Annotated in this window: 18 protein-coding genes; 8 read left to right on the top strand and 10 right to left on the bottom strand. The window is 74.0% G+C overall.

The genetic code is table 11. The features are described from left to right. Window positions 1-15 precede the first annotated feature (15 nt). Window positions 16-381: a hypothetical protein gene (locus tag ACIQTO_RS11400; RefSeq protein WP_402386111.1), complete on the bottom strand. Its 366-nt coding sequence runs from the start codon at window positions 379-381 to the stop codon at window positions 16-18. Window positions 382-668: 287 nt separating this feature from the next. Here ACIQTO_RS11400 and ACIQTO_RS11395 point away from each other — a divergent pair, with 287 nt between their 5' ends. The 3 genes from ACIQTO_RS11395 to ACIQTO_RS11385 are packed head-to-tail and all read left to right on the top strand — an operon-like array spanning window position 669 to window position 4,350. Further along, the gene (locus ACIQTO_RS11395) at window positions 669-1,274 is read left to right on the top strand and encodes a (2Fe-2S)-binding protein (RefSeq protein WP_402386108.1); all 606 of its coding nucleotides are present in this window, start codon (window positions 669-671) and stop codon (window positions 1,272-1,274) included. Next, window positions 1,271-2,266, top strand: a complete 996-nt coding sequence (locus ACIQTO_RS11390) for an FAD binding domain-containing protein (RefSeq protein WP_402386105.1) — start codon at window positions 1,271-1,273, stop codon at window positions 2,264-2,266. Before ACIQTO_RS11395 ends, ACIQTO_RS11390 begins: the two co-directional genes overlap by 4 nt. Beyond that, a complete protein-coding gene (locus ACIQTO_RS11385; protein ID WP_402386102.1) occupies window positions 2,263-4,350 on the top strand; it encodes a xanthine dehydrogenase family protein molybdopterin-binding subunit in 2,088 nt (695 codons plus the stop codon). The genes ACIQTO_RS11390 and ACIQTO_RS11385 overlap by 4 nt, the downstream gene beginning before the upstream one ends. Before the next feature lie 157 nt (window positions 4,351-4,507). Here ACIQTO_RS11385 and ACIQTO_RS11380 read toward each other — a convergent pair whose 3' ends face one another. The 6 genes from ACIQTO_RS11380 to ACIQTO_RS11355 all read right to left on the bottom strand — a co-directional run bounded on the left by ACIQTO_RS11380 (window position 4,508) and on the right by ACIQTO_RS11355 (window position 10,999). Then, window positions 4,508-6,007, bottom strand: a complete 1,500-nt coding sequence (locus tag ACIQTO_RS11380; RefSeq protein ID WP_402386101.1) for a SulP family inorganic anion transporter — start codon at window positions 6,005-6,007, stop codon at window positions 4,508-4,510. Window positions 6,008-6,561: 554 nt separating this feature from the next. Continuing rightward, window positions 6,562-6,870: a hypothetical protein gene (locus ACIQTO_RS11375; protein ID WP_402386098.1), complete on the bottom strand. Its 309-nt coding sequence runs from the start codon at window positions 6,868-6,870 to the stop codon at window positions 6,562-6,564. Between the two features lie 94 nt (window positions 6,871-6,964). Next, a complete protein-coding gene (locus ACIQTO_RS11370) occupies window positions 6,965-9,454 on the bottom strand; it encodes an FUSC family protein (protein WP_402386096.1) in 2,490 nt (829 codons plus the stop codon). Window positions 9,455-9,491: 37 nt separating this feature from the next. Next, entirely contained in the window at window positions 9,492-9,788 is a 297-nt protein-coding gene (locus tag ACIQTO_RS11365) for a hypothetical protein (RefSeq protein WP_402386093.1), read from the bottom strand. Between the two features lie 154 nt (window positions 9,789-9,942). Beyond that, window positions 9,943-10,176, bottom strand: a complete 234-nt coding sequence (locus ACIQTO_RS11360) for a hypothetical protein (RefSeq protein ID WP_402386091.1) — start codon at window positions 10,174-10,176, stop codon at window positions 9,943-9,945. Window positions 10,177-10,234: 58 nt separating this feature from the next. Continuing rightward, complete coding sequence (locus ACIQTO_RS11355) at window positions 10,235-10,999, bottom strand: maleylpyruvate isomerase family mycothiol-dependent enzyme (protein WP_402386088.1); 765 nt, start codon at window positions 10,997-10,999, stop codon at window positions 10,235-10,237. Window positions 11,000-11,060: 61 nt separating this feature from the next. Between ACIQTO_RS11355 and ACIQTO_RS11350 the strand changes: the two genes are divergently transcribed. Then, window positions 11,061-11,978, top strand: a complete 918-nt coding sequence (locus ACIQTO_RS11350; protein ID WP_402386086.1) for a MerR family transcriptional regulator — start codon at window positions 11,061-11,063, stop codon at window positions 11,976-11,978. Window positions 11,979-12,067: 89 nt separating this feature from the next. Here ACIQTO_RS11350 and ACIQTO_RS11345 read toward each other — a convergent pair whose 3' ends face one another. Both ACIQTO_RS11345 and ACIQTO_RS11340 read right to left on the bottom strand, forming a co-directional pair. Beyond that, entirely contained in the window at window positions 12,068-12,781 is a 714-nt protein-coding gene (locus ACIQTO_RS11345) for a VC0807 family protein (RefSeq protein ID WP_402386083.1), read from the bottom strand. A 73-nt stretch (window positions 12,782-12,854) separates the two neighbouring features. Next, complete coding sequence (locus ACIQTO_RS11340; RefSeq protein WP_402386080.1) at window positions 12,855-13,496, bottom strand: TetR/AcrR family transcriptional regulator; 642 nt, start codon at window positions 13,494-13,496, stop codon at window positions 12,855-12,857. A gap of 138 nt (window positions 13,497-13,634) precedes the next feature. Here ACIQTO_RS11340 and ACIQTO_RS11335 point away from each other — a divergent pair, with 138 nt between their 5' ends. Then, window positions 13,635-13,895: a hypothetical protein gene (locus ACIQTO_RS11335; protein ID WP_402386078.1), complete on the top strand. Its 261-nt coding sequence runs from the start codon at window positions 13,635-13,637 to the stop codon at window positions 13,893-13,895. Window positions 13,896-14,107: 212 nt separating this feature from the next. Continuing rightward, window positions 14,108-18,394 carry a molybdopterin-dependent oxidoreductase gene (locus ACIQTO_RS11330; protein WP_402386075.1) on the top strand — a complete coding sequence of 1,429 codons (4,287 nt, stop codon included), beginning with the start codon at window positions 14,108-14,110 and terminating at the stop codon, window positions 18,392-18,394. Window positions 18,395-18,433: 39 nt separating this feature from the next. Here ACIQTO_RS11330 and ACIQTO_RS11325 read toward each other — a convergent pair whose 3' ends face one another. Beyond that, window positions 18,434-19,669, bottom strand: coding sequence for a GNAT family N-acetyltransferase (locus ACIQTO_RS11325; RefSeq protein ID WP_402386072.1), 1,236 nt, complete (start codon window positions 19,667-19,669; stop codon window positions 18,434-18,436). Window positions 19,670-20,010: 341 nt separating this feature from the next. Between ACIQTO_RS11325 and ACIQTO_RS11320 the strand changes: the two genes are divergently transcribed. Both ACIQTO_RS11320 and ACIQTO_RS11315 read left to right on the top strand, forming a co-directional pair. Beyond that, window positions 20,011-20,898, top strand: a complete 888-nt coding sequence (locus ACIQTO_RS11320) for an FAD binding domain-containing protein (protein WP_402386069.1) — start codon at window positions 20,011-20,013, stop codon at window positions 20,896-20,898. Beyond that, the gene (locus tag ACIQTO_RS11315) at window positions 20,895-23,651 is read left to right on the top strand and encodes a molybdopterin-dependent oxidoreductase (RefSeq protein WP_402386066.1); all 2,757 of its coding nucleotides are present in this window, start codon (window positions 20,895-20,897) and stop codon (window positions 23,649-23,651) included. Before ACIQTO_RS11320 ends, ACIQTO_RS11315 begins: the two co-directional genes overlap by 4 nt. Window positions 23,652-23,671 lie beyond the last annotated feature (20 nt).

Below are 23,671 nucleotides of genomic sequence, written 5' to 3'. Positions count from 1 at the left end.
GGTCGGGCGAGAGTCTCAGTGCCCCTGCGGGTGCCCTGACCCGGGCGGGCCGAGCGCCACGGGCGGAAGGGGGTCGGTCGGCCGGCTCACGGGCGACTCCTGGTCCGCCGTCGCCTCGGCGGTGCCGGGCGTCTCCCCGGAACTCCGATAGCAGCGGGTGGAACAGAAACGGTCGCGCCGCCGGACGCCCGGGTGGTGGTACGCGCGTCCGCAGCGCACGCAGATCCGCGCGGTGTCCTGGCCGGTGTCCGGGGTTTCGGCGTCCTCGCGGTCCAGGCCGAGTGCCTGGAGCAGGGCCCTGCAGTCCTCCCGGTCGTGGGAGTGGGCGGCCACCACGAGCCGTGCCCGGGTTCGGACGGAAGCCGGGGCGACCTCGGTCACCGGCTCGATGATCTCTCCGAGGGTTGTCAGATCTCGATCAGCGTGTTGCATGGGACTGCACCCCCTGGGACACCCGAACTCTCCAGGATACTGCGACGGCGCGGCGGACCCGCCCCGTCCGGGATTTCGTGGCGCCCGTTCACCCGGCCCGGCCGGCTGCCGGACGTCCGCCGTGCGGCGCCGTGCCGCCGTCGCGGCGGCGGCGCGACCGCGACGGTGTACGGCGAAGCGGTTGTCGGGCGCACCGGCGGGTGTCCGGCCGGGCGTCCGGTGGAATGCGTGGGCCCATGGATGCCACCGACACCCTCGCGACCGGCAGCGAGATCGCCCTGACCGTCAACGACCGGCCGCACACGCTCACGGTCGACCATCGCGCCACTCTCCTCGACGTGCTGCGCGAGCGGCTCGGCCTGACCGGTGCGAAACAGGGCTGCGACCACGGCCAGTGCGGCGCCTGCACGGTGCTGCTGGACGGGCGGCGGGTCAACAGCTGTCTGCTGCCGGCCGTCGCCCAGGACGGGCGCGCCGTCACCACCGTGGAGGGCCTGGCCGGGCCGGACGGACCGCACCCGCTCCAGCGGGCGTTCCTGGAACAGGACGCCTTCCAGTGCGGCTTCTGCACCCCGGGCCAGCTCTGCTCGGCCGCCGGTGTGCTCCGGGAGACCGCCGACGATCCGGTCCCGCCCGACGAGGCGGCGGTGCGCGAACTGCTCAGCGGCAACATCTGCCGCTGCGGCGCCTACCCGGCCATCGTCCGGGCCGTGCGGCAGGCCCAGGCCGAGGTCCGGTCCGAAGCCCCGTCCGAAGCCCGGGCCGAACGCCGGTCGGAGACCCGTTCCGGACCGCGGGCCGACGTCCGGGCCGAGCCGGGTGCCCGGGACGGTGCGGCGTGAAGCCCCTCGGCTACACCAGGCCGACGGACCTGGCCGCCGCCGTCGCCCTGCTCGCCGCACGCCCGGACGCGCGAGCCCTGGCCGGCGGCACCAATCTGGTCGACCTGATGAAACTCGGGGTCGAACGGCCCGGGCTGCTCGTCGACATCGCCCGCCTGCCCCTGGACCGCGTCGAGGAGACCCCGCGGGGCGGCCTGCTGATCGGCGCCAACGTGCGCAACAGCGACCTCGCCGACCACCGCCTGGTGCGTGAGCGCTACCCGGTGGTCGCCCGCGCCGTCCTGGCCGGGGCCGGCGGACAGCTCCGCAACGTCGCCACCACCGGCGGCAACCTGCTCCAGCGCACCCGTTGCCTCTACTTCCAGGACATCACCAAACCGTGCAACAAACGGCTGCCCGGCTCCGGCTGCCCGGCCCGGTCCGGCGTCCACCGCGACCTCGGTGTGCTCGGCACCTCCGACCACTGCGTGGCCACCCACCCGTCCGACCTGGCGGTGGCGCTCGCCGCCCTGGACGCCGTCCTCCACCTGACCGGCCCCGCCGGGGACCGGGTGCTGCCGCTGACCTCGTTCCACCGCCTGCCCGGCGAGACCCCGGACCGGGACACCGAGCTCGGGCCCGCCGAACTCGTCACCGCGGTGGAGCTGCCGCCGCCCCCGGCCGGGGCGCGCTCGGAGTACCGCAAGGTCCGCGAACGGGCCTCCTTCGCCTTCGCGACCTGCTCACTCGCCGCCCTCCTGACCCTGCGCGACGGCCGGATCGAGACCGTCCGCCTGGCCTTCGGCGCCCTCGCCCCCCGACCGTGGCGGGCGCTCACCGCGGAGGCCGCGCTGCGCGGCGAGCCGTTCACCGCGGCGGCGGTCGCGGCCGCCATGGACGCCGAACTGGCGAGTGCCCGTCCGCTGCCCGACAACAGGTTCAAGGTGACCTTGGCCCGCCGGCTCGCCGTCCGCGAACTCGGCCGGCTCGCCACCGGACAGGAGACCGCGTGAGCACCGACCTCGCCCGACCGGAGGGCCTGGAGAAGGTCACCGGGACCGCCCGCTACGCCGGCGACCAGCGGCCCGACGGGCTGGTCCACGCCTGGCCGGTGCCGACCACCGTCGCCCGCGGCGACATCACCGCCGTGGACACCGCCGCCGCCCTCGCGATCCCCGGGGTCCTCGCGGTGCTCACCCACCGCGACGCGCCCGCCCTCACCCTGCCCGAGGACGGTGACCCGACGCTCGCCGTGCTGCAGTCCCCCCGCGTCAGGCACCGCGGCGAGGTCGCCGCCCTGGTCGTCGCCGAGACCTCGCAGGACGCCCGCGCGGGAGCCGAGGCCGTCCGGATCGGCTACGCCGTCGAACCGCACGACGTCGTCCTCACCGACGACCACCCGGGCCTCTACACACCCGAGAAGGCCAACGGCGGCCACCCCGCCGTCCGCACCCGCGGCGACTTCGACCACGCCTACCGGCAGGCCGCCGTCCGGATCGACCGCACCTACCGGATCGGCCCGCTGCACAACCACCCGATGGAGCCGCACACCGCCACCGCCCGATGGTCCGGCGGCCGGCTGACCGTGCACGACTCCAGCCAGGGCGGCAACAACGTCCAGGAGACCCTGGCCGCGCTCTTCGGGGCGCGGCCGCAGGACGTCCTGGTGATCAGCGAGCACGTCGGCGGCGGTTTCGGCGCCAAGGGCACCGCCCGGCCGCACGTCGTCCTCGCGGCGATGGCCGCCCTGCACGTCGGCCGTCCCGTCCGGCTCGCCCTGCCCAGGGCCCAGATGTCGGCCCTCACCGGCCATCGCTCGCCCACGGTCCACCGGGTGCGCCTCGGCGCCGACGGCGGCGGCCGGCTCGCCGCGCTCGCGCACGAGGTGGTCACCCGCTCCTCGACGGTGCGGGAGTTCGTCGAACAGGCCGCCGTGCCGGCCCGCGTGATGTACGCCGCCCCGCACAGCAGGACCGCGCACCGGGTGGTCCGGCAGGACGTGCCGACACCCTCCTGGATGCGGGCGCCGGGTGAGGCGCCCGGCATGTTCGCCCTGGAATGCGCCATGGACGAACTCGCCGAGGCCTGTGGCCTGGACCCGGTCGAACTGCGCGTGCGCAACGAACCGGCCGTGGAGCCGGACACCGGCCGCCCGTTCAGCAGCCGCCACCTGGTGGAGTGCCTGAGGGAGGGCGCGCGCCGCTTCGACTGGGCGGGTGAACGCGCCCGGGCGCCGCGCCGCGAGGGCGCTTGGCTGCTCGGCAGCGGCGTCGCCGCCTCGACCTACCCCGTCCTGGTGGCCCCCTCCACCGCCGAGGCCGTCGCCCTCCCGGACGGCACGTTCCTGCTGCGCACCAACGCCACCGACATCGGTACCGGCGCCCGGGCGGTCCTGACCGGGATCGCGGCCGAGGCGCTCGGCGTACCGGCGGACCGGGTCACCGTCGCGATCGGCCGGACCGACCTGCCACGGGCCCCGCTCGCGGGAGGGTCCGCCGGGACCGCCTCCTGGGGCTGGGCGGTCCACGAGGCCTGCGGCGGACTGCGCCGCGCCCTGGCGGACCGGGGTGACGCGCCGCTGCCCGCCGACGGGCTGCGCCACCGGGCCGACACCACCGGCGCGGTGCTGGAGGCCGGTCGTGCGTACGCCCGGCACGCCTTCGGCGCCCAGTTCGCCCAGGTCGCGGTGGACGCCGACACCGGGGAGGTGCGGCTGCGCCGGCTGGTGGGGGTCTTCGCCGCCGGGCGGATCCTGAACGCGCGGACCGCCCGTTCGCAGCTGGTGGGCGGGATGATCATGGGCGTCTCGATGGCGCTCCTGGAACACAGCACGATGGACCGGGAGTTCGGCGACCACGCCGAACGCGACCTGGCCTCGTACCACGTGGCGGCGAACGCCGACATCCCGTCCGTGGAGGCCCACTGGATCGACGAGCGGGACGCGCACCTGAACCCCATGGGCGCGAAGGGGATCGGCGAGATCGGCATCGTCGGTACCGCCGCGGCCGTCGCCAACGCCGTCCACCACGCCACCGGGGTACGGGTGCGCGAGCTGCCGGTGCGCCCGGAGGCGCTGCTCGACGCCCTGCCCGGGTAGCGCGCGCCGCTGCCGCCCGGTACGCGCCGCTGCCGCCCGGTACGCGCCGCTGCCGCCCGACCGCGCGGGCTGTAGGCCAAGCGGGCACCGCACCGCCGTGCCGTGTGACCGCGCCCGCCCTCCGGAGCTCCGGAGGGCGGGCGCGGTCACACGGGTGTCAGTGGCCGGCGAGTTCGCCGCTGAGACTCCGGTGGATCTCGGCGCTGGGCCGGTCGAGACCGGTGATCTCCACGGTCTTGCCGCGCTGCGCGTACCTGCCCTCGACCGCGTCCAGGGCGGCCACCGAGGAGGCGTCCCAGATCTGCGCCCGGCTCAGGTCGATGACGACCCGGTCCGGGTCGCCTCCGTAGTCGAACCGGCCGACGAGGTCGTTGCTGGAGGCGAAGAAGAGCTGCCCGGTCACGGTGTAGACCACCCGGCCGCCGTCCGGGTCGGTGACGGCGGTGACGTCGGCGCGCTGGGCGACCCGCTTGGCGAAGATCACCATGGCGGTGATCGAACCCACCACCACACCGACGGCCAGGTTCGACGTGGCGACGACCAGGGCGACCGTGACGACCATGACGGCGATCTCCCCGGCCGGCATCCGCCGCAGGGTCGCCGGGGCGATGGAATGCCAGTCGAACGTCGCGAAGCACACCATCACCATCACGGCGACCAGCGCGGCCATCGGGATGTCGGAGACGACCGGGCCGAAGACGATGCACAGCACCATCAGGAACGCGCCGGCCAGGAAGGTGGACAGCCGGGTACGGGCGCCGGACACCTTCACATTGATCATGGTCTGCCCGATCATGGCGCAGCCGCCCATGCCGCCGAAGAACCCGGTGACGATGTTGGCGACCCCCTGACCGATCGACTCGCGGGTCTTGTCGGAGCGGGTGTCGGTGATGTCGTCGACGAGCCTGGCCGTCATCAGCGACTCCATCAGCCCCACCAGCGCCATCGCGAGGGCGTACGGGGCGATGACGGTCAGCGTGTGCGCGGTGAACGGCACATCCGGCAGCCCGGGGACCGGCAGCGACGACGGCAGGTCCCCCTTGTCGCCGACGGTCGGCACGGCGAGACCGGCCGCGACGGTGACGACGGTGAGGACGACGATCGACACCAGCGGCGCCGGGACCACGGTGGTGACCTTCGGGAAGAACACCATCAGGGCCAGGCCGGCCGCGATCAGCGGATAGACCGGCCACGGCACATGCGTCATCTCGGGGACCTGGGCCATGAAGACCAGGATCGCCAGGGCGTTGACGAAGCCGACCATCACCGAACGGGGTACGAACCTGATCAGCTTCGCCACCCCGAGCGCGCCCAGCGCGATCTGGAGGACCCCGGCCAGGATCACCGCCGCCACCAGGTAGCCGAAGCCGTGCTCGCGGTTCAGCGGCCCGATGACCAGCGCGACGGCGCCGGTCGCGGCCGAGATCATCGCGCGGCGTCCGCCGACGAGCGCGATGGTCACCGCCATGGTGAAGGAGGCGAACAGGCCGACTCTGGGGGGCACGCCGGCGATGACCGAGAACGAGATCGCCTCGGGAATCAGGGCGAGCGCGACCACCAGGCCGGCCAGCACCTCGGTGCGCCAGACCTTCGGGTCGTTCAGCCAGGTGGGACGGGCAGCGAGCAGGCGAGCGGCGGCGGGCGGGGGAGTCTGCAAGACGGCGTGGACCTGTCGGGCTCGGGCGCGACCGGGAGGTTCGCGCGGGGACGGGGTGCGGAAGGCCACCGCGGCGTCCGGCGGATCGCCGGTGGTGACGGGCGCGAGCTACGGCGTGCGGGCCTCGGGGCGAGCGGCGGTCCGGCGGGTGGGCGCGGACGCGGGGACGTTCACGTGTGGCGGGTCACGGCGGGCAGGCGGTGGCGCCGGGTACCCGGGGCTTGCACACGCTTCTCTCCTGCCGGCGGATTCCTCACGGGTCATCGGTGCGCGCCGGGACGGCATCGGCCCCGACACGACGATCGGCCCGCGCGCTTCGCGCAGGCCGTGGGTCGGGTGGCGACAGGCCGTCCCGCGCCGGTGACTCTACCCCAGGGTCGGAACCGGCCAGCGGGCCGGGGGCCACCGGGTGCCGGCCCGGCGTTCCCCCGGGGAGCCGGCCGGTCGAGGCGGTCCGGCGCGATGGCGCGGCAGTCCGCGGGGCGTTCCGGTGTCGGCGTCGGTGCTCAGATGGCCAGGTGCTCGGGTGCTCGGGTGGTCAGGTGCTCGGGTGGTCAGGCGGGGCGCTGGACGTGGTGGCGGGTGGCGCCGAAGCCGGTCTCGTGGTCCCAGACGTGGGTGCAGGTGGGGCACTGGAGGTGGAGCACGCTGCCGGTGTGGGACAGCAGGTAGCGCCAGTGCTCCCGGCAGTTGCGCCGCTCCGCGCAGCCGGCGCAGCCGCGCGTGTCGTCGCAGCCGGGGCAGGCCACCCAGGCGCGTCGCCCGACATCGGCCTGCGGGTCGATCGGCAGCCGTCCCGGGCCCGGTCGCAGGCGTCGTGCGAGGGCGAGCGGGTGGGTGGCGGCGGGCAGGTTGCGGAACATGGAACGTGAACTTAGGTAAGGCTTGCCTATCTGTCAAGCGTGCGGCCGGTCGGCCGCTGCCCGCGCCCCACTGCCGGCTGTGGCCGAGGTGGCGTCAGTGGGGGCGGGCAGGAGCGGCCCGGGCGGAGCCGTGGACCCGGGCCAGGTCGTCCAGCAGCCCGGTCAGCCACAGGGTGATGTCGACGGTGTGCAGCGAGGCCGGGTCGGCGGGCGTCCGGGTGGCCGTCACGCGGTCCTCGTGCAGCGCGGCGCGGGCCTCGGCCAGGGCGCGCTCCGCGCCGCCGAGCCGGGTGGGTTCGAGCAGTGCCGCGCCCTGGTGGCGGAAGGCCGCGGCGACCTGGTCCGCGCGGCGCGCCAGGGCGGCCGCGCCCTGCGGCCCGGTGGCGGCGGTCCCGGGCCGGACGCGGGCGAGCAGGGGTTCGGCACCGCGCAGGGTGTGCTGCCCGGTGAGCACGGCGGCCTGCCAGTTGGGGCCCTCACCGGCCGGTTGATGCCGCTCGCTGCGGTACTGGGCGTACAGGGCCTCGGTGAGCAGCGCGCAATGCCGGGCCTGCCGCAGGGCACCCCGGGCGGGGCCCGAGCCGGTGACCACGGCGACGGTCTCGGACAGCGCCGCGGCGCTGCGGTCCAGCAGTTCGGCGGTGCGGCGCCGCAGGTCGTGGCCGCCGCCGCGCGGCCAGGCGCAGAGCCCGGCGAGGATGCCGATCGTCGCACCGGTGGCCACGTCGATCAGCCGGGCCTCGGCCAGCTGCCAGCCGGCCGGGGTGAGCTGGGTGAAGACCATGGCGATCACGACGGTGAACGTCCCCTGCGCCCAGGCCAGTCCGAGGACCGGGCTGACGGTGAACGCGAACAGCATCACGGGCGGCAGCGCCGCCGCGTAGAAGACCGGGTGGTCGCCGACCGCGAACAGCAGCAGAGCGGTCACGGCGGCGCCGCCGGCGGTGCCGGCCAGGGCCGGGCGCAGCGTCATCCGGGTGTCGACGGCACTGGTCCGCATCAGGGTGAGGGTCGCGAGGAGGACCCAGAAGCCGTGGGTGAGGTCGAGTGCGCCGGCCACCAGGCGCGCCGCGCTGAGAGCGCCGGCGGTGCGCAGGGCGTTGCGGAAGTACACCGAGCGGGTGGTCAGATTCCCGCGGATCCGGCGCCACCAGAGCATCGGCGCCGGCTCGTGGGCGTACCAGAACGGGCCGGGCCGCTGCTCGGGGGGCGTGCGGTCGGGCGGTGGCGCCAGGCGGCGGGTGGTGCGGGTGGCGAGGGTGAGGAACCGGGTGCCCTCGGCGGCGCTCAGGGCGAGCGTGCCGAGCGCCAGGCGGGCCACCGTCGTCCTCCGGGGCTCCCGCGCCGCGCCGGCTCGGGGTTCGGCGGTGCGGGAGGTACCGGGCTCGACGGGGTCGGGCCCGGCGGCGCGGGGTGCGGCAGGCCCGGCGGGGTCGGAGCCGCGGTCGGCGTCGAAGGCGGCGATCCGCGCCTCGATCGGTGTGGCGGAGGGGACCGGCCCGTCCGTCCGGACCCCGGCCCCGGCCGCGCGCAGGGCGTCGGCGGTGGCCGCCACCACACCGGCCGCCTCCGGGTAGGGCCCGCCGGCGGGCCCGAGTCGGCGGACCCGCAGCAGTTCGGCGGCGGTGAAGTGCAGGGTGGTGGCGCAGTGGGTGAGGGCGCGGTCGACGGCGCCCGGTCCGGCGGGCCGTTCCATCATCGGGATCCGGGAGAAGCGCAGGTCGTCGAGGAGGGCCAGGGCGTGCTCCTCGGCGGGGGTGCCGGGCGGCGGTGGGCCGGTGCGCCCCGGTGGCGCGGTGGGCGGGCGGCCGGTGCAGTCGGCGGCGGCGAGATCGGCCAGGCCGGCCACCGCCCCGGCGGCGCGGGCCAGGCGGTCGCGGTAGTCCGTCGGTGGCGGCTCGGGCCACAGCAGCCGCTCCGCCGCGGCGAGCAGCAGCAGGCCCGCGGTCAGCCCGCCCAGCCGCTGCGGCAGGGCGTCCGGGGCGTAGGGCGGGAAGCACGGCAGGATGTAGAAGAGTTGGAGCCCGTTGGTGAGCCCGACCAGTCGCGGCCCGCCCACCGAGGCGAAGGCCACCGCGAATCCCACGCCCGCCATCCCGAGCGCCGCCGTCCAGGCGTGCACGGCCAGGGCGGTGCCCAGGCACACCAGCACCCAGGCGAACGGCAGGGTCCGCAGCAGCGTGCGCACTCGGGTCCGCGCGCCGCCCTCCACCCGGGCCAGCAGGCCGACCGCGACCGCTCCGAACAGTGCGTAGGTGGCCGTCACCGGCTGGTGCAGGCCGTAGCGGAAGGTGTAGAAGCCCGCGCACGCGGCTGCGGTGACCCGGACCGCGCGGTGCACCACCGTCGCATCGGGACGCGCCCGGCGCGGGGGCGCCGGCCGGTCGGGCAACTGCCGCATCGCACCTCGCTCCGGTGGGGAGTTCGGAACCGGGCGGGCCTGCCCCTCCGGGGCCCGGCCGACCCGGTGGCGCGCGCCGCGGGCGGGGTACAGGCGGCGGTCGATGAAGATGTGCCCCCACAGGGAGGCATGGACGAGCACCACCATCGCCCGGGACGACCACTCGACGACGGATCCGGTCACACCTGACGCGATCCGAGGCCGCGGTGCGAGCCTGCCGCTACGCGGGCGAGTTGTCGACGATCTCGGCGATCTCCACGAACTCGATGGCCGGCGCGACGCCGTACAGACCGGTCACGCGCTCGCGCAACTCTTCGGAGAAGAACTGTTCCGCCTGCTCCTTCGAGTCCCAGACGTAGAAGTTGACCACCTGCCGCCGCTTCTCGTCGAAGGTGAAGAACTTGAACCGCAAGCCCGCCATGCCTTCGAACATGCCCCGGGCGTTCGCGGCCACCTCGGTTATCCGTGAGCGATCGAAGTCGCCGGTGTAGGAGAAGGTGACGGTGGCGCCGATCATGGGTACTCCCCGTGTCGATCCGTGTCGATGGGTAAGATCACCTTGCCTCACCTGGTCTCACCTTGCGACGCTACGCCCCCGTGCTCCGAGCGGCCAGCTCGATCGGGTCCGTCGAGCCGGCTCGCGTCCTTCGACGGCTCGACAGCTCAACGGCTCAACTGCTCGACGCCGAAGGACGCCGGGGGCCGGCCCCGCCGACCCGGTCGGACGGCACGCTCGCGGCGGCCGCCGCGAGCGTGCCGGTGCGAACGCTCCGGCCGGGGCCCGGTTCGGTGAGCCCCGCCCGGAGCGGCCCGGCGTGGGTGAGTCCGGCTTGGGGGAGCCCGGCGACGGCCACCGACCGCGCGGTGCCGGCGGCGGTGAGCAGGCCGGGCGTCTCCTCGCCCATGACGTCGGAGGCGGTCGAGGGCAGGACACCGAGCGCCTGCGGCAGGCCGGCGTTCGGCTCAGAGCGCCGTACGCTCCAGCCAGTGGTCGAGCAGCGCGCGGTCGCCCGCCACGGTCACCCGGGCGTCGTCCGGCGGGATGCGACGGGTGACGACCAGCATCAGGTCGGCCACCGCCCCCGACACCACCACATCGGCCTCGACCGGGCCGCGGCGCCACCGCACCGCCCCGGGCGTTCTGGTGATCACCCAGCCCGGTGTGCTGCCCGGCCGGAACCCGATCCGCTCGCCCCGGCCGCGCAGCTCCGCGAGGGCCGGCCTGACCGCCGCGAGGACCGGGCTGGACAGCAGCTCCAGGCTCTCGCCGATCACGTCGGCCGCGAGGTCCTCGGCGATCTCGAACGCGCCGCCCGTCGCGAGCGCCGCGTCGTGGTGGTGGACGCAGGTGTCGCTCAGCATCCTGCGCAGGCAGAACGCCGCCGGTCGGGGTCCGAGGAAGGTGTCGATCTCGGTGTCCGCGCCGGTCTCCCCGATCGCGTGAATCAGCTCCTCCGCACCCTCACGCAGCCACTCGGCCCACCCGTCCGGTGCGCCGGGCTCGGCCTGCCACGGATCGGGTGCCGTCAACTGCCCGCCCCCGCGCACGAGTTCGGCCGCCCACCGGTGTTCCTGGCCGACGTGTCCGACGAGGGTGCGCAGCGGCCACCGCGGGCAGCCCGGTACCGGGGTGTCCGGATCCGTCCCGGCGGCCGCGCGGGCGAAGGCCGCGGTCTGTTCCCGCAGGCCTGCCACGAGTCGCGCGGTGTCCAGCGTCGATGTCTCCACGAAAGCTCCTCTCCAGAGGTCCCGCCGGTACGGTAGAAGCTCCAGTCCGGTGGAGGTTCAAGTGCCTTTGCTCGATGAGACGCTCGGGATCGGCGAGCTGGCCCGGCTGACCGGTCTGCCGGTGCGGACCGTCCGCTTCTACTGCGACGAGGGCATCGTCGACGCGGTGCGCAGCACGGGCGGGCACCGCAGGTTCCACCCGTCGGCCGTGGAGCGGCTGGTCCTGGTCCGACGGCTGCGCGGGCTCGGACTCGGGCTGACCGCCGTCCGGCAGGTGCTCGCCGGTGAGCGCTCGGTGGCCGAGGTCGTCGCGGCCGAGCGGGCCGCGCTCGACGCGCGGCTCGCGGACCTGTCCTGGCGGCGGGCTTCGCTGCGCGCGGTCGAGGAGGCCGGCCCCGCCGACCGGGCGGCCCGGCTGGCGCTGCTGGCCGCCGTCCAGGACGGGAGTGCGGCCCGTGACGCGCTGGTCGGCTTCTGGCGGCGCACGATGGTGGCTCCGGTGTCCGAGGCGATGCTCGCCGCGTTCGTGACCACGGCGGTGCCCGAGCCGCCCACCGATCCGACCCCGTCGCAGGTGGTCGCCTTCGCCGAGCTGTTCGCCCTGGCCGGCGACCGGGAGCTGACCCGGGGCCTGCTGGCGATGGCCCGAGCCAACGCCGAACTGGTCTCCGACGAGACCGAGTTGCTGAACGGCATCGGCGAGGCCTGCGGGCTCGTGCAGCCCGCCCTGCGGGCCGGCGAGCCTCCCCGTGCGGGCCCCGAACTCGACCGCTTCGTCGCGGTCCACGCCTCGGTGCGCGGCGGAGGCGACACCCCGGGGTTCAGGCGCCGGCTGCTGGCCCGGGTGGCGGCCGACCGCGAGCCGCGGATGCGCCGCTACTGGCGGCTGGTGGCCGAGGCCGGCGGGGACCCGGCCACGATCGGGGCCGCCCATCTGTGGCTGACCGACGCCCTCGAACAGTCGGTGCGTCGCGGATAGCGCGGTGGCCCGCCCACCTGTCGTGGGCGGGCCACCTGTCGTGGGCGGGCCGCCAGGGGGCGCCGCGGTCGCGCGGGCGGGTGCGGCGCTCAGACCTTCAGGCCGTGGCGGGTGACGTACCGGTAGTGGAAGACGAACAGCGCGGCCAGCACGGCCGGCCACTGCAGGCCGTTCACCAGCGGGACGGAGTCGACCGGCAGGGTCTGGGCGAGGACCACCCTGATCAGGGCGTCCGCGGTGAATCCGGCGCCCCAGACCGCGGTGATCACGCGGATGTGCCGGCGGAAGTCGGCCTCCTGGTGCCAGCGCTCCATCCACTCCCGCGCGCCCTCCTCGCCGATCTTCGAGGCGACGACCGTCCGTCCGGCGCTGAGCATGAACGGCCGTTGGGTGGCCAGCGTGCCGAGCACCCACAGGCCCACCACGCCGAACAGCCAGCTGTCCCGGACGAGCAGGGTCCTCGGGTCGCCGGTGACCATCGACATGAGGGCGCCGACGACCAGCAGCGTCAGGGTGAACACCGGCATCGCCTCGACCCTGCGGCGCTTCACCATCCCGTACGCGATCCACGGGGCCAGCAGCAGACCGCTCACGGCCAGGGCCGCCCACTGGCTCGCCCCCAGGCCCTTCAGCACGTAGTAGCCGGCGAGCGGCGCGGCCAGTTCGAGGACGAGCGCCCGGGCCGGCGCCAGGCGCGCGGCGCGGGTGGTCCGCGCCTTCGGCGGGGTCGACACCGGCGCTGATCCGGGTGCCGCGTTGTCCTGCACGATGTCCCCCTCGGTGGTGCGGACGATGGTCGCCATTCCCTGTTCCCCCACAGTCATTTGGTGTGCCTCACGGTCGTGGCCGCGCTTGTCGTGCCCGGCGGGCGGGCCGCTACGGTGTCCGGCGGGTGGCCCGGTCGAAGATGTCGGCCAGCTCGCGTCCGCAGGCGGCCACGTCCAGCCCGGGGTCGGCGGCCGCGCGCAGCACCACCCCGTCGACGGCTCCGCGCATCGCGGTGACCATCACCCGGACGTCGAACTCCCGGAACTCCCCGGCGGCCTGGGCCTCGCGCATGCGCTGCTCCTGCACATCCATGATCGACTTCAGGGCGTCCGAGAACCCGACGCGATGCGGGTCGTCGCCCTTGAGGTTGGTGACGACCTCGGTCAGGGCCGGCAGGTGCTTGGGATGGGCCGCGAGCAGCTCGACATTCGACTCCAGGTAGGCCCGGAGCCTGCCCGAGTAGCCCTCGGCGGCGCCGATCCGGGGCAGCATGAACGCTTCGGACACCCGCATCACCTCGGCCACCACCTCGTGCATCAGGTCGTCCTTGCCGGAGAAGTGGTACGAGATCATCCCGGTGCTGCTCAGCCCGGCCTGCTTGGCGATCTTCGCGAACGAGGTCTTGGCGAAGCCGACGTCCGCGAGCACCACGATGGCGGCCTGGACGATCTGGGCGCGTCGCGCCGACTCGGTGAAGGTCCGTCCGGACCCGGAGTCGCCTTGCTCGCCCGCGCTGCTCTTTGCTTGCATGAGCAAAACTGTAGGGCTTCTTGCTCGGGTGAGCAAGACTCTGAGGGGCGCGGCGGGGCCCCGGCGTCGTGGAAGCGGTTCCGGCCGGCGGTGGGCTCTTTGGGAGTGGAAGGCCGAAACGGCCTGCGAGGAGGCACTATGGCCAGTTCATGCCAAGAATCCGGATGGGACTCGTCCCGCCCCGACCGCACGGAGCGGTCCCTGACGACCAGGCGGCTGCACAACGCCGTCGCGCTGTCCGCCGCCCTGCTGTTGCTGGCCCTCACGGTCGCCGTCGTGCTGTTCGTCGCCCGGATCGGTCAGGCCGTGCAGCACTCCCGGTCCCCGGTCTGCCTGGGTCTCACGATCGACGGCGCGACGGCGGGGGACGGGGCGAGGGCAGGGGCGGCCGCGGGGTGAGCGCCCGGCGACCCGCCCTGCGGCGCGCGGGCCGACGGCGGGACGTCGCGTGGGTGCCGTTGGGACGGGGTGGGTGCTCACACCCCTCGTGGGCGGGCTGTGCGATCCGGTTAACTCCCCGATCCACGCCCTGTGACGAGGCCGAAATGCGGCCTTCCTAGGGTCGCGACCGTGGGATCCTCCCACCGCGTGATCCCTGGGAGGGAGTCCCGGTGACGACACCAGGTTCGAAGGCGGACGGCGTGCGGACGGTCTGCTCGTACTGCGGTGTCGGCTGCGGCATCGTGCTCGACATCGGTCGGGACGCCGCCACCGGCAGGCGCGCCGTCAGGAAGGCGTCCGGGGACCGGAACCACCCGACGAACGCCGGGCGGCTCTGCACGAAGGGGGCGACCGGTGCCGAGCTGATGGCCGCCTCCGGGCGGGCCGGTACGGCGCTGGTCCGCGCCGAGCGGGGCGCCGAGCCGGCCGAGGTGGACGTGGACGCGGCGATCACGGCGGTCGCCGGACGCCTGCGGGCGATCCTGGACGAGCACGGACCCGACGCGCTCTCCTTCTACGTCTCCGGACAGATGTCCCTGGAGGCGCAGTACCTGGCGAACAAGCTCGCCAAGGGGTTCGTGCGCACCAACCGGATCGAGTCCAACTCCCGGCTGTGCATGGCCTCCGCCGGCTCCGGCTACAAGCTGTCGCTGGGCGCGGACGGGCCGCCCGGCTCCTACCGGGACTTCGACCACGCGGACGTCTTCTTCGTCATCGGGGCCAACATGGCCGACTGCCACCCGATCCTGTTCCTGCGCATGATGGACCGGATCAGGTCGGCCGGGGCGAAGCTCATCGTCGTCGACCCGCGGCACACCGCCACCGCCGCGAAGGCCGACCTGTTCCTGCAGATCAGGCCGGGCACCGACCTGGCGCTGCTGAACGGTCTGCTGCACCTGCTGGTGGCGAACGGTCACCTCGACGAGGCCTTCGTCGCCGGGTACACCGACGGCTGGGAGGACCTGCCCGCCTTCCTGGCGGACTACCCGCCCGCGACGGTCGAACGGATCACCGGGATACCGGAGGCGGACCTCCGGCAGGCCGCGCGGTGGATCGGCGAGGCGGGCGAGTGGATGAGCTGCTGGACGATGGGCCTCAACCAGTCCACCCACGGCACCTGGAACACCAACGCCCTGGTCAACCTGCACCTGGCCACCGGCGCGATCTGCCGCCCCGGCTCCGGCCCGTTCTCGCTCACCGGCCAGCCCAACGCGATGGGCGGCCGCGAGATGGGCTACATGGGACCGGGCCTGCCCGGCCAGCGTTGCGTCCTGGTGGACGAGGAGCGTGCCTTCGTCGAGGAGCTCTGGGGCATCGGGGCGGGCACCCTGCGCACCGGGGCCGGGCGCGGCACGGTGGAGATGTTCGAGCGGATGGCCGCCGGCGAGATCAAGGCCTGCTGGATCATCTGCACCAACCCGGTCGCCTCCGTCGCCAACCGCGGGACCGTCATCGCCGCCCTGGAGGCCGCCGAACTGGTCATCACCCAGGACGTGTTCACGGAGACCGAGACCAACGCGTACGCCGACGTGGTGCTGCCCGCCACGCTGTGGGCCGAGTCCGACGGCGTCATGATCAACTCCGAGCGGAACCTCACCCTCGTCCAGGGCGTCGTCGACCCGCCCGGACAGGCCCTGCCCGACTGGCAGTTGATCGCCCGCGTCGCCTGCGAGATGGGCTTCGCCGACGCCTTCGGCTACGCGAGCGCCGAGGAGGTCTTCGAGGAGCTCAAGCGGGCCTGGAACCCGAAGACCGGCTGGGACCTGCGCGGCGTGAGCTACCGGCGGCTGCGCGAGACACCGGTGCAGTGGCCGGCCGCCACCCCGGACGGCCCCGACCGCAACCCGATCCGCTACCTCAACGACGGTGTCAGCCAGAGCCTGCTGGAGCGCGCGGACGGGACCAGGCCCCGGCTGGTGTTCCCCACCGCCACCGGTCGCGCGCGGTTCTTCGCCCGGCCGCACCTGCCCGCCGCCGAACTCCCCGACGACGACTACCCGTTCGTCCTCAACACCGGTCGCCTCCAGCACCAGTGGCACACCCTCACCAAGACCGGCAGGATCGCCAGGCTCAACCGGCTGGACCCGGGCCCCTTCGTCGAACTCCACCCCGAGGACGCCGCCGCGATGGGGGCCGAGGACGGCGACCGCGTCGAGGTCGCCTCCCGCCGCGGCCGCGCCGTCCTGCCCGCCGTCGTCACCGACCGTGTCCGCCCGGGGAACTGCTTCGCGCCGTTCCACTGGAACGACCTGTTCGGCGAGTACCTCGGCATCAACGCCGTCACCAACGACGCCGTCGACCCGATCTCCTTCCAGCCGGAACTCAAGGCATGCGCCGTGGCGCTGCGCGTGGTGCCCGCCGCGACACCCGAGGAGACCGCTCCCGTGCCGGTGAGCGCGGGCCCCGCCGCGCCGGCACAGCGGCCGCAGGACCAGCCCGCCCCTCCGGTCGCCGAGGCCGCGAGCCCGGCCGTGGCGGGCGGCCTGCCCGGGGCCGTTCCCGCCCTGGCCGCGCTGCTCGGCATCACCGACCTGACACCGCCGGTGCTCGCCGAACCGGAGCGCCGCTACCTGTCCGGCTACCTCTCCGGGTACGCAGCCGGCGGCGTCACGGCCCCGCCCGGCGAGGTCCCGGTGCTGCCCGCAGGAGCGCCGCTCGCCCCGGGGACGGCGTTGTGGGTGGACGGCGTGCTGGCCGGCATGTTCTCCCGGACCGCCGCTCCCGCCGCTCCCGGGCCGGCCGTCCCCGTCTCCCCGGGCCGGGCCGCCGGCGCCGCCGACGCCGAACCCGCCCCGGCCCGGGGCCTGCTCGTGCTGTGGGCCTCGCAGACGGGCACCGCCGAGGAGTTCGCCGCCACCGCGGCCGCCCGTCTGGCCGAGGCCGGACGCGCCCCGACCCTGCTCGCGATGGCCGACACCACCCCCCGACACCTCACCGCCGGCACCGATCTGCTGATCGTCACCAGCACCTTCGGCGACGGGGACGCGCCCGACAACGGCGCCGACTTCTGGCAGCGCCTCACCGCCTCCGACGCCCCGCGACTGGAGGGCGTGCGCTACTCCGTCCTCGCCTTCGGCGACTCCGGCTACGGGGACTTCTGCGGTCACGGCCGCCGCCTGGACGAGCGCTTCGCGGAACTCGGCGCCACCCGCCTGCACCCCCGTGCCGACTGCGAAGCCGACGACGACGGGCCCGCCGGGCAGTGGCTCGACCAGGTCACCGGCGCGCTCGCCGCACCGGCCGAACCGCTGCCCGCGCCGTCCGTCCCCGCGTCGCCCGCCGCACCGCCTGCCGCCCCGGCCGCCGCCGTGCTCGCCACGCCCCGGCCCGCCCCCGGCTACACCAAGGCGTCCCCCTTCGCGACCCTCCTGATCGGCAACCGGCTGCTCAGCCTGCCCGGATCGCAGAAGGAGATACGGCAGTTCGCCTTCGACACCCGCGGCGGTGAACTCGCCTACGAGGCCGGTGACGCCCTCGGCGTGTGGCCGGCCAACGGCTCGGGACTCGTCGCCGAATGGCTGGCCCTGACGGGCCTCGACCCCGAGGAGAACGTCTGCCTGCCCGGCAGCGGCGACCTCCCCCTCGTCGAGGCCCTGCGCACCCGCCTCGACATCGCCCGTATCACCCCCGACCTGCTCGGGTTCGTCGCCGAGCGCACCGGCGACCGCTCCCTGAAACGGCTGCTGCGCCCCGACAACAAGGGTGAGCTGGCGAAGTGGAGCTGGGGCCGGCAGGCCGCCGACGTGGTCGGCGCCTTCCCCGTCCGGGCCTCGGCCGCCGAATGGGCCGCCGTGCTCAAGCGGCTCCAGCCCCGCCTCTACTCCATCTCCTCCAGCCCGCTGGCACACCCCGACGAGGTCCGCCTCACGGTGTCCGTCGTCCGCTACACCAACGACCTCGGCCGCGACCGCGAGGGCGTCTGCTCGACGTATCTGGCCGACTGCGCCGACGACGGCCCGGTGCAGGTGTTCGTCCAGCGCTCCCCGCACTTCCGCCCGCCCGCCGGCTCGGCCACTCCCATGATCATGGTGGGCCCCGGCACCGGCGTCGCGCCGTTCATCGGTTTCCTGGAGGACCGGCAGGCCCGCGGCCACACCGGTCCCAACTGGCTGTTCTTCGGCGAACAGCGCGAAGCCACCGACTTCTACTACCGCGAGGACCTGGAGGCCTACCGTGCCTCCGGCCACCTGGACCGTCTCGACGTCGCCTTCTCACGCGACCAGCGCAACAAGGTCTACGTCCAGGACCGGATGCGCGAGCACGGCCCGCGCCTGTGGCGCTGGCTCCAGGACGGCGCCCACGTCTACGTCTGCGGGGACGCGGGCCGGATGGCCAAGGACGTCGACCGGGCCCTTCGGGAGATCGCCGCCGCACACGGCGGAATGGACGAGGAGTCGGCCGCCGCCCACGTCCGGCAGCTGGCGGTCGACAAGCGCTACGTCCGGGACGTCTACTGAGCAGCGATGACCGGGCCGAACCCGACTGAAAGGCGGAGGCTAGTACGGCAGGTAGTAGCTGAGTACGTCGGCAGTGAGTGGAGGGAAGAGCGCCTGGAACAGCTCCTCGTCCGCGGCGTAGACGTCGGGGCGGATCCGGGTCAGGCCCTCGATTCCGTGCGGGCCGAACAGCAGGGCGGCCAGCTGGTCGGGCGCCAGTCCGGCGCCTCCCACAGCTCCCGGCGACTGCATCGCGCCGCAGGTGACGACTTCACCGAGCCCGTTGGCGAGAACCGGAATCCGGTAGTGGGCGCCGAAGGTGGACATGACGATGTCCCGGCCGGTGCGGTCCACCCCGGCCGTGGTGAGGCGCTGCCAGAACAGCGGACGCAGTCGGTCGAGCAGCGCTGCGACATCCGGGATGCGGACGTAGTACTGCTCTGCCCTCCGGCGCGGTTCGCGGTCGATGAACTCCTGCCACGCGCTGCCTGTCACGGTGCCTGCCCGATGGACGATCCGCATCCGGCCGCCGGGCGCCAGGGCGGCGACGCCGCTCAGGAGGTCCCGTGCCGCCGCCTCGTCGCGTGCCGCGGCCTCGGCCAGGAGCGTCTCCTCACCGGGAGGCGTGGTGCGCGCGGTGGCAATGACCGTGTCGGCATGGTCGAGAACCCAGAGGTTGCTCGCCCCGTGGTCCAGGAGCCATCGCCAGCACGCCGCCGAGTGCGGCATGGTCACATCGAACCCGCTCTGGGCCGAGGCTTGCAGGGCAGCCATGGCGGGGATGTCGGAGGGCCGGGCGGCCCGGAGCGTGGCCGTTCCATCGCCGGGCGGCAAGGCGTTCACCTTCAGCGCCTGTGGTATGTCGATGGCGTACTCATAGCTGAACAGCCGGTAGAAGTACGGGATCCCGATCATCAGCTGGAGGAGGTGACCACGGGCGGCAGAACGCTCGTGAGCCCAGTGCATGAGCGCCCTCACGAGCCCGCGTCCCTCGTATCCGCTCTGGGTGGCGACCAGTTCGACCTGGCCGGCGGGCAGGCGGAGGCCTCCGACCCACACCTCCTCGTCGAGGAGCGTCGCGGTGGACACGACCCGGTCGCCGTCGACGACCACGGCACAGGCGGACAGGCCCGCGTCGGGGTCGGTGACAACCAGCCGGTGGTCGATGGCGTCGTCCGGCTCACCGCGCTCGGACAGGAGCGCGCCGATCTGGTCGAGATCCGCGGGCCTGGCCTGTCGCAGGACGAGGCCGTCGGCCGACGAAACAGCTGCGGAACTACCTCGGGTCGTGGTCACAGCCGGACTGTGGCATCGCCCGGCCATCCCGTCCAACAAGTTTTCGCCAGGTTCCGACGAGGCTTGCCCACGCTCCCGGTCGTACCCGTACGAAGGCACCTTCCGCGCGCACACACCACCCGGCCACGCCCCAACGCGCCGGGAACGAGCGCCGCGCCCCGCTGCTTGCGTCTGCGATGGCACTGTGAGTAGCACCCTTGCAGATGCAAGCCGCCGGATATCCGTCCCCGCTGGTTGATCCTCCAGTCCGGCAGTGGATCACTGGTGTGCGGCACCACTCGTCCCCACCGTCACCGCGTTGCTTCAATCACCGTATCGAGCGACCCGGACGGTGGAAGAACATGGATCTGAACACGGTGACGGAGGTACGCGACGCCCGCCGTCGCGAGGCATGGCAGCAGGGTGACGCCTGGTTGGGCGGAGGCACCTACCTGTTCTCCGAGCCGCAGCCGCACATCCGCCGGCTGATCGACCTGAGCCGGACCGGCTGGGAGCCGCTGAAGGTCACCGCCGACGGGGACCTGGAGATCGCCGCCACCTGCACGATCGCCCAGCTCTCCCGCCTGCCGAAACCGTGGACGGCCGGCCCGCTCTTCGAGCAGTGCTGCCGGGCCTTCCTGGCGTCCTGGAAGATCTGGAACATGGCCACCGTCGGCGGCAACCTGTGCAACGGGCTGCCCGCCGGGCCGATGATCTCCCTCACCGCCGCACTGGACGGCGTCTGCGAACTGCTCTCCCAGAGCGGCTCGGTGCGCAGGGTGACGGTCGCGGACTTCGTCGTCGGAGCCGGCGTCAAGGTCCTGCAGCCGGGGGAGCTGCTCCGCTCGATCACCCTGCCCGCCCGCGCGCTCGCGAGCCGCACGGCGTTCCGGCAGGCCTCCCTGTACGGGCTGGGCCGCTCGGGTGCGCTGCTCATCGGCGCGCTCGACCCGCTCGACGGCACCCTGACGCTCACCATCACCGCCTCGACCGTCCGGCCGATCCGGCTGCGCTTCCCGGTGCCGCCGAACGCGGAGGCCGTGCGGGAGGCGGTCGAGTACGCCGTCCGGCCCGAGGAGTACTACGACGACATCCACGGGCTGCCCGCCTGGCGACGGCACATGACGTTCCGCTTCGCCGAGGAGATCCGCCGCGAACTGACCGGCGGCGCGCCGGCCGACAGCGCGGCGACGGACGGCGCACCGACCGGCGGCGCACACCGCGCACCGACCGAGGAGGCCGGACGATGAGCTTCGAGATCCGCGTCAACGACCAGGACTTCGACACGGTGCCACGGCCGGGGCAGTGCCTGCGGACCTACCTGCGCGAGCGCGGCTGTTTCGGGGTGAAGAAGGGCTGCGACGCCGGGGACTGCGGTGCGTGCACCGTGCAGGTCGACGGCGAGCCGGTGCACAGCTGCGTCTACCCGGCCGTGCGCGCCGAGGGCCGCGCGGTGACCACCGTCGAGGGGTTGGCCAAGGACGGCGAACTCCACCCGATGCAGCAGCGGTTCCTGGATGCCCAGGGCTTCCAGTGCGGCTTCTGCACGGCCGGCTTCCTGATGACCACCTCGGCCCTGAGCGAGGAGCAACTCGCCGACCTGCCCAGGTCCTTGAAGGGCAACCTGTGCCGCTGCACCGGCTACCGGGCGATCGAGGATTCGGTACGCGGGGTCAAGCACACCGAACGGCCGTGCGCCGGGCAGGCCGTCGGGCGCAGCCTCGGTGCGCCGGCCGGGCCGCAGGTGGTCACCGGAACGGCCCGCTACACCTTCGACATCGACGTGGAGGGGCTGCTGCACATGAAGCTGCTGCGCTCCCCGCACCCGCACGCCCGGATCGTCTCGATCGACACCTCCGCCGCCCTGCGGGTGCCCGGCGTGCAGGCGGTGTTCACCCACCACGACGTGCCGGACACGCTCTACTCCTCGGCCCGGCACGAGCACCCCACCGAGGACCCGGACGACACCCGGGTGCTGGACGACGTCGTCCGCTTCGTCGGCCAGCGGGTGGCCGCCGTGGTCGCCGACAGCGAGGGCGCCGCCGAGGAGGGGTGCCGCCGGATCGTCGTCGAGTACGAGCCGCTGCCGCACGTGATCGATCCCGAGCTGGCGATGCTGCCCGGCGCGCCGGTGATCCACCCGAAGGGGCCGGAGTCCCGCATCTTCCGCGCCGAGGACAACGTCTGCGGCGAGGTGCACGGCGAACTGGGCAACGTCGAGCGGGGGTTCACCGAGGCCGACGTCGTGTACGAGGAGACCTTCCAGACCCAGCGGGTCCAGCACGCCAGCCTGGAGACGCACGGGTGCGTCGCCTGGTTCGAGGAGAACGAGGAGAGCGGCGAGGAGCGGATCGTGGTGCGCTCCAGCACCCAGGTGCCGTTCCTGACCCGGCGGGCGCTGTGCGCGCTGTACGACCTGCCGATGGAGAAGGTCCGGGTGATCGCCGGCCGGGTCGGCGGTGGATTCGGCGGCAAGCAGGAGATGCTCACCGAGGACATCGTCGTGCTCGCCGCCCTGAAGCTGCACCGGCCGGTGAAACTGGAGTTCACCCGCCCCGAGCAGTTCTACGGCGCCACCACCCGGCACCCGTTCAAGGTCACGGTGAAGGTCGGCGCCAGGAGTGACGGCGTCCTGACGGCCCTGCAGTTCCGGGTCGTCGCCAACACCGGGGCGTACGGCAACCACGGCCCGGCGGTGATGTTCCACAGCGTGGGCGAGTCGATGGGGGTGTACCGGGCGCCGAACAAGAAGGTGAACGCCTACTCGGTGTACACCAACTGCGTGCCCGCCGGGGCGTTCCGCGGCTACGGCCTCGGCCAGGTGACCTTCGCGCTGGAGTCGGCGATGGACGAGCTGGCCCGCCGGCTGGACATCGACCCGCTGATCCTGCGCGAGCGGAACGTGATCGGCCCCGGCGAGCACATGGAGGGCCCCCTCGGTGAGGAGGAGGACCTGCACGTCGCCAGCTACGGCCTGGACCAGTGCCTCCAGGTGGTCCGCGACGCCCTCGCCGACGACCGCAGCGCCGAGCTGGCCCCGCCGGGCTGGCTGGTCGGGCAGGGCTTCGCGATGTCCGCCATCGCCACCGGCCCGCCCGGCGGCCACTTCGCGGACGCCACGGTGAAGCTGCTGGAGGACGGCACCTACGACATCGCGGTCGGCACCGCGGAGTTCGGCAACGGCACCACCACCGTCCACAAGCAGATCACCGCCGGCGCGCTGGGCACCACGGTGGACCGGATCGCCATCCGGCAGTCCGACACCGATGTGGTCAAGCACGACACCGGTGCGTTCGGCTCGGCGGGCACGGTGGTGGCCGGCAAGGCCGTGATGAAGGCCGCCAACGCCCTCGCCGAGCAGATCCTCTCCTTCACCGCGGAGTACGCCCGCACCCCGCGCAGCCTGGTCCGGCTGAACGCCGACGCGGTGGAGTGCGACGGCCGGACCGTCCCGCTCAAGGAGGTCTTCGAGGCCGCGCGCGGCCAGGGGGTCGAGCTCACGGCCGACGGTCACTGGGGCGGTTCGCCGCGCTCGGTGGCGTTCAACTCGCAGTGGTTCCGCATCGCCGTCGACCCCGACACCGGAGAGATCCGGATCCTGCGCAGCGTCCACGGCGCCGACGCCGGCAAGGTGATGAACCCGCTGCAGTGCCGCGGCCAGGTCGAGGGCGGCGTCGCCCAGGCGCTCGGCGCCACCCTCTTCGAACAGGTGCTGGTCGACGAGCGGGGCGAGGTCACCACCGCGGCCTTCCGGCGCTACCGGCTGCCCGCCTACGCCGACGTCCCGCGCACCGAGGTGCACTTCACGGAGACCTCCGACGCGATCGGCCCGCTCGGCGCCAAGTCGATGAGCGAGAGCCCGTTCAACCCCGTCCCGCCGGCCTTCGCCAACGCGCTGCGCGACGCCACCGGCATCCGCTTCACCGAGGCGCCGTTCCTCCGGGACAAGGTGTGGCAGGCCATCGCCGCGCACCGGGCGGGGCGTCGTCCGCCGCGCGCGTGAACACGGCGGGCGCGCGCCGT

Origin of the sequence: Kitasatospora sp. NPDC091207, assembly GCF_044768625.1 — a bacterium.
GTDB lineage: Bacteria > Actinomycetota > Actinomycetes > Streptomycetales > Streptomycetaceae > Kitasatospora.
Note: the sequence above shows the minus strand (reverse complement) of the source record. Positions and strands in the feature narration are given on the sequence as shown.